Here is a 12,802-nt window from a genome sequence, read left to right on the forward strand (position 1 = left end):
TTATTCATAAAACTCATTTCATTTTTTGACGATACGTATTGTTTGCATCTGAGTTCCCGTAACTAACTTACAAAGATAAACTCCATCAGAAAATCCTCTCAGATCAATTTCGTGTGTGTGAATTCCGGTTTCCTGATTCTTACTATAATTCAGCATAGTACGTCCTTCTATACTGTATAAAGTAATATCTACCAAGCCTGGCTCGGAAAGTTCGTAATACAAAGTAGTCCGGTCAGCAGTTATCGCCGGAGTACAATAAGCTTTCTTCATACTGTCTACAGTTCTTATAGAAGTAATCTCTCCTTCTGTTACAACTCCTTTCACTGTGACGCCATAAAGACAAATTGATTTCCGATTGGATTTACTGCTATACCAGGGATATACACGTAAATAAAGTGTTTCTTCTCCTTGAAGTTCTATAATCTCTTTCAGAGAAATGGGATACATAGTATTGGATACATTAGAGGGACGGTTACTTATCAGTGTATACTCACCAAATCCCGGATCTTTAGAACACATTACCCGGAAACACATACCATTACCACCAGAACCACCGGCATACAACCCGATAGAGTCGATATTGAAAGTAGTTCCTGCATTGGCAGTTACAGAAAATTCAATATAACGACTATAGTTTACATCGATTTCATTCTCCGGCCAGTCATCACCTTCAATAATGTTTCGTTGTGTTTTTGTCTCCGGATCTACCAATCCATCCATCCAGATAGTCGGATTACCCGGTTTAGCATAACGATCAGCGTACATCTGGCTAAAAACCTCTTCTGCAGCCAATATCGGACCGGTAACAACCGCCTTGGTATCCTGATTTAACTGCCAATAAGCCTGAGCTTCTACTCCTCCCTCAAAAGAGACTCCCTCACCAGTCAGAGTTGCAGTTTTAGTACTTATACCGTTACTCACAGTTAGCGTCCCGCTTTTTACACCTTTCTCTGTTGGCAGGAATTTTACATAAACAGAAGTCATGGGCAGGTTTCCATTTTCATACCCAATCTCTGCTACAGAAGCAAAACCTCCGATAGCATTCAAAGAGATTTCAAATCCCTCTGAAGCAGAGACTGTTACTTTACCGCTACCCGGTGTTAAATCAATGCCACTGATTGAAAAGGCATACACAGAACCTGCATTCAGATAACTCTTTCCAAAATGATGAGTCGTCGGATTAATCAATACATCCGGATTGGCATTAAAATACTCTGTCAATAATCCTTTTGCCACCAGTCCTTGTACAGCCAGACGAGCGTAAAGAGTGGCTCCGTATTCTCCGATATGGGTACCATCTCCTACATTATATATAAGTTCTTTTGCTTTCTCCTCTCCGTATTCATCGCAGATTTCACGTGTCAGAGCAGTATGATCCACCAATGGACAATTCAGTTCCCGGGCAACCTCTTTCATGGCAGCTACATAATCCAGATCTTTGCCGGAAGACATTATTACATCTGCTCCTAAGTTATGAGCTCCTTTATCCGTTATTTTATTTCCACTGAAATAACCACGTACAATAGGAGTAAACAAAATTGGATTAGCCCCCAATTCTCTAACTTCATTTACATACTTTCTCAAATACTCCTGATAGGTAGTCCATGGGTAAGTTCCGACTTCTCCATCCGCTCCTGCATGCTTTTCATCGTTGTGCCCGAATTGGATAATAACATAATCTCCCTCTTTAATCTGTGGTTTTACAGTTGTCCAGAAGCGGCTCTCTTCATAAAATGTTTTAGAACTTGTTCCACTCTTAGCACGGTTATTCAGTGTAGCACCGTTAACCATAAACTGTGGGAGCATCTGAGGCCATCCCCGTTGGCCGTTAGTATTAACAGAAGGGTCAGTTGATTTCTCTTCCATCGTAGAATCGCCGATGGTATGAACTGTCGGGGCTTGCGCAAAAGCAGAAGCAAGCCCAAGGCTGCAAACAGCAGCCAGAAGAAAAGATTTGAATTCGTTTTTCATGATTGATATGAATTGTTTTTCGAAAGACAAAGCTAATGCAAGCCTTTTCTTTTTTATTGCACATTCTATTCAATCTCCCGATTGAACAAATTGTGCAATAAAATCGAATAACAATCGATATCCAACCAATCAATTTTTCCACATCACGATCAAAAAGCACCACACAAAATACTTATATACAATATTTTGTATTGCTTTCAGACAAACTCAAACAGTTTTTATTCTATCACTGAATCATGTTCTTTCAGATAAATACGTAACAGTTCGAAAAACGCAGGAGCATCCAACAATATAATATTCTCATCCTGTGCTTTCACCTCATCCATCACTTCACAATACCAGGTAGGTTGCTTCAGAATATTACGAAACCAATGAAAAGGTAATGCCGAACGCTCTTTCACACGTTCTACGATTCTTTTGGCTGCAACTTTCGGATCATCGTCATTGATGTCCCAATCGGCACGAATCACCGGCATATCTCCATGCATCAATGCCATAGGAGCTTTTTGCGGAACGATACCATTCGGACTGAAAGAAGCATAACAGTCCAACCCTTGCCGGTTCAAACCAGGCGCCTCTCCGTCTATTACAAATCCGGTAATGGTCAATCCCCATTTATCATAATACCGCCTGCAATGTTTTGCCCACACCGATAATCCCGAAGGAAGTCCGGACAATTCACGAGGTTCTTGCAACATGCCCGGCATTATATATCCCGCACCATTATCGGCCGAAGCAAAATAATCATTAGAGGTAGCCGTTGTACGGAAGTTATGCATAATATGCGGTACACGTTCGGCCAATACAGGACTGATACACCACATCAATGGTAATTTTCCCCGGTTAGGATCATCCCAGATAGAAGGTGTGCGTTGTGATATCCATGCGGAAGCATCATAATCGCCGACATAAAAAATAATAAAATTCCTGCCGTCCACATTTACTTTACCATCTGCTGTTAGTAATCCTCTTTTTTGTAGTTCTTTATGAGAAATCCATGGTTGGGAATACTTCTTCTCCGTAGGGAAGTGCTGCCAAAAAGAAGCATTTGCCAAAGCTCCATACCCAATGGCATCTGCATCCTTAAAGGCATTGTAAGCACTGATAACACGGCTGAATTCCCATTCAGTGGGAACATCGTCATGAATACCCGAAGCATGCATTGTATATTTATAAGCCCAGGAAGGGAAACCTCCGATATAACACATCCTTTCATTTTTATTCTGTTGGTAAGCTAACAACAGCATTTCTTTTAATGTATTCAAATCTGCACCTATCGGTTGAGCCGGTTCGTCAGTAGCAGGTTCATCTCCCCAGGGAGATAAATCGAAGAAAAAAGCCTTCTTACTGACAAAAAAATCATGATTACTCAAAGTATGATGATTTCTTACGGTGGCAAAAGGTTTTTGTTTCCAATATTGATCAATATAATAAGCCGCAAATTCCGTATTGCATTTACCGGTTTTCATATATTTTTCTATAAACCATACATAAGGATCATTTTTCAAGGATCCGGTAGACATACGTTCTGTATCTGGAATTTTAGTTCCTTTTTTACCGGTAAACATAGAGGTTCCATCCGGATTCAGTAACCAGATTTTCACTGGAAGTTTAGGACCGTTTAATATTAAACGGCTATATAAACTTCCCGGAGTGACATCATAACGAATAGCTACCAAATTTTCGATACCTGCTACAGATGAAGCAACATTACTGGTAGACGGTACATGTCCATCATATACCACCACTCCATTAATATAAGATGCATATGCAGTGAACAACTCTTCCATCGTTTGGAACTTTTGTGTGTCACGCCCATATAACCACTCTCCTTTCCGAGCATATTTATTCCACCAATAAGCATCAATATCATTTGTACCTTCCATCACAAAATAAACATATAAACGAGGAGTTTCTCTATTTACTATTCCTTGCAGAGTAGATACAGCATGAACATCATCCCAAGCCACGTTAAGTCCTTCCAAAGTTTTCAAATCAGTTTGAAGTGTATAACGCAAATCATAAACACCAATTTTATCTTTGGCAAAACCTGTGTTTACAACTAATAAAAATGCAACTAATATTTTAAAATATTTATTCATTACTATTTGATTTATTATTTATTTTCACACGGTATTCTCAATATAGTTAGCGAATTGGCCTGACAATTCACATTAAATGTACTACCAACTCCTAACAGTTCGGAAACTTTAGGAACAACCTTCAACGGATCACTAAAACTATTCTCTTCAAATCTGTCGTCTGCTCCTAATACGATTTTAGTTCCTTTCGAAGCTATATCCCTCGCATTATCCAGTTGCAATCTAACTTTCCAGTTCTCGGTCTCTGCATTTACCAATTTAACAATAACTTCATTCCGCTCTCTGTCATAACCCGATACAACATAATGTTTCTTCTTAGGAGCATAAGTATATTCATATTGTAGTTCATCATTAAGAAAACATTTCCAATGAGCACCTTCGATTTCGATTCTTACCGTATACCACTGATGCGCCTTGATAGACGTAGTATTACGATAATCAAATAAAGAGATAGAGCCTTCATCATTCACCTCACGAAAAATAACCGACTCATTGGTATGACTTCCCATATCCGCCATAAAATAATTATTAGGATCAGTTCCACCAAACACAATTCTGAATCCTTCCGTTCCGGATATTTTTTTAGCTTTTAATTCAATTGTACAATCTTCAAACTCCCTGTTTTTAAGAATTGCAAAAGCATCTATTCCCTTCTGACTCTGAAGCAAAAGATCTCCCTGTGTTTTCCAATCTCCACGAATAATATTCCATTTATTCACAAAATCGTCCCATCCGGAAGTATACATTTCTTCACCGTTTACAATAATTTTCAGGTCTTTAAATTGAACTTCTGTATTATTTGTTCCCAAACCAATGAATCCTTTCGTCCGGAATGACGATTCAGGAAAAGCAAGTTTCAAATCCGTATGCAGATTCACATCCGGACGATTCTCGGAAAACATTTTCAATACATAATAATTAGTACGGCCATAAACAGAATCATTTTTCAACACCAGCAAATGATCTCTTCCGTGGGCTGCATTCTCAATCAGTGGGGCATAAGACACCATTTGAACTTTATCCGCATTCCTTTCCACTCCTGTCAGATAAGCTGCTTCTGCCAAAGATGAATAGAGAGAAGGCCTACCGATAGCTGCATATTCTCCTACATAGATTTTATACGGAGTATCATCGGGTAATTTATCATAAACATCTGCATTATTATAGAACCAACCGGCCGTTTCATAATAATGTGGATCTAATATCTCTATTTTCTCTGCATCCTGAATATAAGGGCTGAACATGAGTGCGCATATGACCTCTATCTGAGGATATTTTTCTTTGATTGCTTTATAAAAGCGATTATAGTTTTCCACATAACGAAGGCCTATATTTTCGTTTCCTACCTCTACATACTTTAATGGAAAAGGTTTCGCATGTCCATTCTCTGCTCTCTTTTTTCCGTAAACAGTGGTAGTGTCACCTAACGCATACTCAATAGCATCCAAAGCTTCCTGAATCAAATCATTTATCTGCTTCTCTCCCTCCCAGTAATCTCCATTCCGAAACAGACAAGACATACCGGCATTGCAAACAAACATACCTTTGGCATTAATATCTTCACAGAACTGCAAAAACTCATGATACCCGAACCCATACGTACTGCGATAGCCCCACAAGTTATATTCTCCCGGGCGCTTGATGATATCTCCTATCGTTTCTTTCCATTTGACGCGGTTATCCATTGTTAAACCTTCGACTATACATCCACCCGGCCAACGAACAAAATCGGGATGCAATGCTTCAAGCATTTGGGCAACATCTTCTCTCAACCCATTCTTATGCCCACGAAAAGTATTCTCAGGAAACATAGATACAAAATCAATGTATACTTTCCCTCTATGAGGCAACAATAAGGCAAAACGAAGATCGTTTGCTGTTGTATCGACAACAAAAGTTCCTTCATAACGATTCCAGGAACCAACTTTTCCCACCTGAAAATCCTTAGAAGCTACAATTTGTTCCTCACTATCCAGAAGGACAGCTTTCACAACAGCATTTTCCAATTCTTTCGTAAACAAATGAAACTGAAAATTATACTTTTGTCCTTTAGTAACAGCTATCCCCCAATAACCGGTATTAATAACCAGTACATCAGATTCCGATTCATCCAAATTTATAAATAAGGAGTGGGGAGTAGCACTATTCAAAGGTCTATCCTCCGTTATTTTATAAGAAGGGGTAGTTGTACCGGAAACGCACTTCACTTCCCATCCTTCCATAAAAAGTGAATCACCCCATACAATACTAAAATGATTGATGGAATCATTGGAATAACAATGCAAGGGTTTTGCAACGGCTCTCCCCTCTTTCAATATCGTACCAGAAGGTAAAGTTCCATCTTCAAAGCCACGATTCCTTATCATTTCCGCATATAAACCTCCATCGCCAGAATGAGTGATTTCTTCAAAGAAGATGCCATATAATGAAGAAGGGATCGCTGCCTCTTCACGTGACAAATCAATTGTTACTACATCGACAGGCTGATTGCAGGACAGCAAAGTAATCAAGCCTCCAAGCTGTAGTATTTTATTTATCCATGCTTTCATACTTTATTTCCTTTTATTCTTTAGATAATAATCCAGTGATTTCATAAAAACACCTCCGACAACCGAGCGTGCACGAAAATTAATATAATCAGCATTCAACGTTTCATACCAATCGCCTAAAGGGACTCTTGAGGAAGTTTCATTCACATATTTCCAAAGCGGGCGTATCAATTCCTGAAAATCACTTTCCGAATCAGCCATAGTAGCACTCCATACCGTATCGTCTGTTTTTCCCCACGTGAAACGATAATCTAAAGGTAATCCGTATTTATTCTGATTTTTTAAATAGAAAGCAACTTCTTTCTTCATTATCTCATCCGGCAATATATTTAACCCCAAAGTTTTGTCCCACACAAAATTATACTTCTGACTCCAAGTATTCGGTTTATCAAATGCCAACCGGTAATGATCTCCATCGTTAGCTTTCTGCTCCCATTCAATAGCCATTTTTTTGGCCATTTCGGTATATTTTTTAGCCTCCGGTTTATTCAACATTTCAGCAAGGCGACCATAACCTGCAATAGCCATAATAGCCTTAGCCGACAAATTTGCATTATATGCCAGATGACCTGCAAAATCTTCGGTACACAACTGATTCTCTGGATCCAGCCCCTCTTCTGCCAGATAGTTACTCCAGATGGTCAGTGTTTCCCAATGTTTTGCTGCATAGTCTGCGTTCCCATCGGCAATAGCAATTGCGGTTGTCATTATCAACATATTCCCTGTCTCTTCCACAGGCATGTCCTCCTGATAAGTTTGTCCGTTTGCTAATGGATATGTGCCAATATCATGTGCAGCAAAAGGTTTTGTCCAACGACCGGACTCACTATAATCGAAAATAAAATTCAGCATAGCTTTCATTATTTCCGTATTATATCGGATAAAAACAGGACAAGAAGGATATGTCACATCCACTGTACCGATAGACCCATTGCTGTTATTCTCTTTGGAAAAGAAAAATAATTCATCATCAGGGCCCGAAACTAATTTATGGGCAGCTACTGCCTGGCGATAAGAGACAGCACATAGTTCAGCATACTGTTGTCCGCCAGCTTCAACAGCGTCTTCCATTACTTTACGATCCCATGCATCACATTTCTGTATTGTTTTTGCATAATTCTTCCGGGCATCAGCCAATGCAGCCTCCATCATTGGATATTTTTTCTTCCAATATGCTTTCAGATTTTTACCAAAGTATTGTATGGAAGCAATATCATCATAGCCAATCATCAGATATCCTTCTGCTTTTTGATTCTTTACACTACCCAAATTCTCGCTATATGCCAAAAGTATTTCTTCCCTGTCTAAGCGTACAGATGTTCGAGTAGTTTTAATATCTGGTAGTATTCCTTTTTCAACAAAACTCCCTTGAATAAAATCTGGAGCTCCCATAGATATTTCAGAAAATTCCGATTGTTTACCTGCCAGATAGAAGTATCCCCAGTCTATACAAATAATATCCCCGCTTTTACCTAAAACATTCTGCTCTAAAGTGCCCGTTTTTAAAATACGAATACCAGAAGATTGATAACTCTCCACACTTACCTCCTGTTCCAGACTGTTAACAGCCCATTGGGGAGTTACAGAGAAATAAATCTGTACATCATGTGTATGTTTATCTAACGACTGTACTTCATAACTAATATAATTCACCGGACTACTCAATAAATCCAAATCATTCAGAACCAGTGGACTCGTAAATTTCAGATTTAATTGTACCGGACCACAATAAAAAGAATAATAAGTTTGGGTAGGTAATACATTCACCTTTATTTGTTCGGCCTCCATACTGAAAAAAGACCCTATTTCATCCTCGGTAAAAAGACCAAAATCAACATAAGCTCCTCCCTTTGTATTGTGGCAATGAGCTGCAATAAGATTATCTTCTGGCATCAGAGATTTCACTTGTTCTGCATCCAAAGGTTGTATCACATAATTTTTCCAACTATACCCTGTACTCACCAACATTTGCCCATTCAGATACAGCTCAAAAATATCATCATGTGAATAAACCAGATATAACTTTTTCTTTGTGACATTCTTATTATCAATCGAAAACCTCCGACGTATCCAAATGTCGCCCTGATTCCATCCGGTTTTAACATTAGGCATATCAGCACTTCCAAATGCTCCTATACCTTCCTGCCATTCTGCATCATTATATTCTTTTTTATACCAATCGGCATAAGGCAATGTATTCGTATATTTGGCTTGCCATTCTTCGTCATGGGCATCTTTCAATATTGCTCTTAAAGTCTGTTTATCTTTTCCCATAAAACGATAGCATTTACCATCCACCCTTAAAACACCTACCAAAGGATGTTCTGTTCCTGTCCAATGCCTGACATCATCTTCATATAATTCATCAGTATGTGACCAAGCTGAGATATAAGGATCGATTGTAATCAAAGGATAGGCAGAAGCTCTTAAATTAGAAGTTGGTATTTCCTTTTTATTCCCGGCTTCCACAAAAAAAGATAAAAAACTTAATAGCAAAAGCAAAATATTTTGTTTCATGGTAATGTTTTTCGTTTGGTCATTCTGTCACTAATATTTTCTTCACAATTATTTCTCCATTATCTCTTGTTATCCGAACAATGTAAAATCCGGGAGTAACAGATACGAACTCTGAATAATCAGTAGACAGCAATTCTTCCACTTTTAATCCTTCTGATGAATAAACCTCAACTTTACCTATCGGTGTTGCAGCATTTATTCTAAAACCGAATTTATCACTAAAAACAGATAGATTTTCCTCCTCTACGTTCACAACAGAAGTTATATTACTTTTATCCAAATAAACATTAGCTACAATTGCATTATTTCCACGCCAAACCATTTTCAGACGGTGTTTACCAGACAATACTCCAAAAGTTCCTTTACTAAATTTATATTTCATCAAAGATCCTGTACGAACCAGCTCTACACTTGTAAAAGGAACCAATTCATTTGCACCAAACGTTTTTAGACAAGCTGAATGGTTCCTCCACCGGACATATACTGCATGAGAACCAATAATATTCACATTTAATGAAGCAGATACTTCTTTATATTCTCCTTCTTTAGTTTGTTCCACAGGTATAGATGCTACAGGGACTGCAGTATCTTCTATATAAATATCAAAGAAGCCATCTTTACAATATTCAGGATTGGTATATTCAATCATAAACTGATTATACAAACCATATCTTGCATTACCAAAATCAATATCTCTGATACGTATTCGCGTTCCCGAACTAGTGTTAATTATAGATTCGGTCTTTCCATCATACTTAGCTCCTTCTGCTCCCTTATCTACGATAACGACCTGATAAAGTCCTCCCCCCCTGGCCGGAATACGAATATTATCGGCATACGTAGACGTTACAATAATGAATAAAGACAGAACTAAAAACAGAAAGAATTTATTCATGTTTGCCTCCTCCATTCTTTTCAATATATTCTTTCAGCGTAGCACAAAGATCCATTGGTAATAAAAACTCATAAGTATTAGGTAAATAACTTTCAACACGCTGTAATTCACGAATTAACCGTTCATACCCTTCTGCACCACCATAATTGGCCGCAATCAGATAAACATTCCGGAAGACAGGCTTTTGCCCATTGGGTTTTACACTTATCAAATCTTTATACACATCGCCCTCTTCCCAGCAATGTGCTCCTTGTAGAATACAAACAATGCCTTCGTCGTCTTTACCAACCTCATAACGTTCTTTGTTGTTTTCAAAACCATCAAAAACACCCTGCAAGCCACAGGTATTCATATATCTACCAAAACGTTCTTTATTGGTTGTATTCCACAAACAAGCTGTATGAAAGCCGGCCGTTTCCATCCATTTTTGATTTATATCCAACCATTTTTCATAATTATTTTCATTATATTTATCACCATAAATAAACTGAAATCCGGAAGGTCCTGCCACTAATTCATCATTCGGAGTCAGATTTTTATAAAAATACTCCAATAAAACAGGATTCAACTCCTGCAAAGATGCAGCCATTGTCATGCCTACCGGGACCTTTCCCCTACATCTGGCATTCTTAAACATATTGTACATCTGATTAGAGTCAAACTGCACATTATCTCCGTCACTCCATATAAGGCTTACATAGATTTTACCGGGTAATGCTTCTACAGCCTGCCCCTTGCGCTGTTGAAATGCTTTTCGTGGGAACGAACACCAAAAGCTCCCGTTTGCGTAATAATCACTGACCATAAATCCCACATTATGGGGATTGGTGGCATTATTCAGAGCATCTCCATCTTTCCCGGCACCATACCCCATTGTAGAAGAACCCGGTTGATAATTCATTTTCTTACAAATCTTTTGGATCATGGCAAATTCATCAGGTTCCGAATCTTTCAAAAAGAATACAAACCCTTTAGAGGCTACTGCATAATCATAGATTTTCCAGGGGTTGGTTATATAATCACTACGTAAACCGGCAGAAAAACTTAGAGTCTTATGACATCCTTCAGCCAAATTATCAATAGCCCATTGATAAGCCTCCAATTTAGTAGCCCATTTACCGGTAATATCTTCACATTCTATGTTCCAATTCAGTTCATTATTAAAAAAGTCCTTTATCTCCTTAGTCACCGGAATCCCTTTTTGCTGAGCACAGATCATTTGTGCTAAACACCAAGTCCATTCCTTATCCGGATCCCAAAGAACCATTTTTTTAAAACGATCTTTGTACTTATCAACAAGTGTAGCCAATCCTGCATATTTTTCTTTAGAATAATCTCCACGCAAGAGATTCCATGTTTCTCCTTGTTTCCCATAAACATCTTCGAACTGTGTCTGATGATGACCTTCATATACCAAGTAAACTTCGGCATTACTCTGATTCAACACACCTTGAGCAACTGCCGCGGTTATTTTACCATAACTATCATCTCCGCTAACATTAAACACCGAAATCTGATTTAAAGGTACATTCTTATTTTTGAAAAAAAGACCTGTCTGAGGTTGTTTATCGGATTCATAAGAATCGAGATGAGGAAGTTCCTGAGCAATTTTGAAATCTGTTTTAGGTTCTAAAAGCATATCATCCAAATAAAAATCGAATCCGGTCTGTCCAGTTGGTTTCATAATATTGGCCATCTCAACCCAAATACTACTATAGTCTCCCGAGCCGAAATCTATCTCCCCCAAATCTAATGTCAAACCATCACTTGTACCTTTTACACCTTCATCCGTGAAAGATACCGAGTTCTTGGGATCATAAATTACTGATACTTTTGCCTCTTCCATTGGCAGAACTATTGCATTCTCCGAAGGAGAATCAATATCCTCTTCTGTTAGAGGAGCAGACTGTGACATTACTGCCACAGTGCTACTCAAACCAAATGCCAATATTATAGCATACTTTATATTCATATTTTATAATTTTTAATTTTCAGCACTTTCTGCCGGAACAACAATTTCCTTTATCGGACTAAAATTATATCGTTTTTGAGGATTAGCAGTACGTACTCCAATACGTACCCAATATTTCCCCGGATTCAATTTCTTTACATTCTTTTCTACCACTTGGAAAGGTATTCCAGGTTCATAATCGCCACGTTCAAACTCTTTTTTAGCCTTTATAGTATATTTGGTTTCCGAATTATTCATTCCCACATTCGGAGATTTGCTAGAAATAAAAACTTGGGCTTCACTCAAAGTATATAAACCTTCGTCCAATCCTTCCGTATTGATTTCCTTTTCTGTATCTTCAATCGTATACTTAATTTCCAAGTTATTCTGTTTACTACCAACCAGAGTTATTTCATCTATATTCACACGTGCATAAGGTATCACAGAATAATCTAACCGGGTCAGGCGCTTCTTTTCCAAATACACAATCTCCGGTTCGGGAGCATAAAATGCTCCTTCTTTCAAAGTAACCCGATATTTTCCGGCAAAAATCTTTGTATTCAAAAAAGTACCATCATCTTTTCCCCAAAAAAACTGAGATTGAGTATTGGCATGCCCCGCCTCTTCCCAACTTAATTCATAATATTCAACTTTATAGCTATTAGCAGCTTCTGCCTGCAAAGGTTCGTTTGTTTTACGGTCAACAACGGTTCCTTCCAAACCGGAATTCGGAGCTTCATAATTATCATATTCAAAGTATCCACAGGAAGAAAAGAGCAATGCAGACAAACCAAATATATAATATAACTTTTTCATA

At 38.2% G+C, this 12,802-nt stretch carries 7 protein-coding genes; all 7 read right to left on the bottom strand.

Translation table 11 applies throughout. From position 1 onward, the window contains the following. Positions 1-18: 18 nt before the first annotated feature. A complete protein-coding gene (locus VCM39_RS17010) occupies positions 19-1,971 on the bottom strand; it encodes a GDSL-type esterase/lipase family protein (protein WP_322932738.1) in 1,953 nt (650 codons plus the stop codon). Between the two features lie 218 nt (positions 1,972-2,189). After that, positions 2,190-4,073, bottom strand: coding sequence for a GxGYxYP domain-containing protein (locus tag VCM39_RS17015; RefSeq protein ID WP_221650594.1), 1,884 nt, complete (start codon positions 4,071-4,073; stop codon positions 2,190-2,192). 14 nt (positions 4,074-4,087) lie between these two features. Then, on the bottom strand, positions 4,088-6,622 hold the full coding sequence (locus tag VCM39_RS17020; protein ID WP_322932739.1) for an alpha-L-arabinofuranosidase C-terminal domain-containing protein: 2,535 nt from the start codon (positions 6,620-6,622) through the stop codon (positions 4,088-4,090). Between the two features lie 3 nt (positions 6,623-6,625). Further along, positions 6,626-9,139: a glutaminase family protein gene (locus VCM39_RS17025; RefSeq protein WP_322932740.1), complete on the bottom strand. Its 2,514-nt coding sequence runs from the start codon at positions 9,137-9,139 to the stop codon at positions 6,626-6,628. A gap of 19 nt (positions 9,140-9,158) precedes the next feature. Next, positions 9,159-10,034 carry a hypothetical protein gene (locus VCM39_RS17030; RefSeq protein WP_322932741.1) on the bottom strand — a complete coding sequence of 292 codons (876 nt, stop codon included), beginning with the start codon at positions 10,032-10,034 and terminating at the stop codon, positions 9,159-9,161. Next, a complete protein-coding gene (locus VCM39_RS17035; RefSeq protein ID WP_322932742.1) occupies positions 10,027-12,006 on the bottom strand; it encodes a hypothetical protein in 1,980 nt (659 codons plus the stop codon). Before VCM39_RS17035 ends, VCM39_RS17030 begins: the two co-directional genes overlap by 8 nt. Positions 12,007-12,018: 12 nt before the next feature. Beyond that, positions 12,019-12,801 carry a DUF3823 domain-containing protein gene (locus tag VCM39_RS17040; RefSeq protein WP_221650590.1) on the bottom strand — a complete coding sequence of 261 codons (783 nt, stop codon included), beginning with the start codon at positions 12,799-12,801 and terminating at the stop codon, positions 12,019-12,021. Position 12,802 lies beyond the last annotated feature (1 nt).

This window comes from Bacteroides mucinivorans (assembly GCF_034654355.2).
In the GTDB taxonomy this organism is placed as follows: Bacteria; Bacteroidota; Bacteroidia; order Bacteroidales; family Bacteroidaceae; genus Bacteroides; species Bacteroides nordii.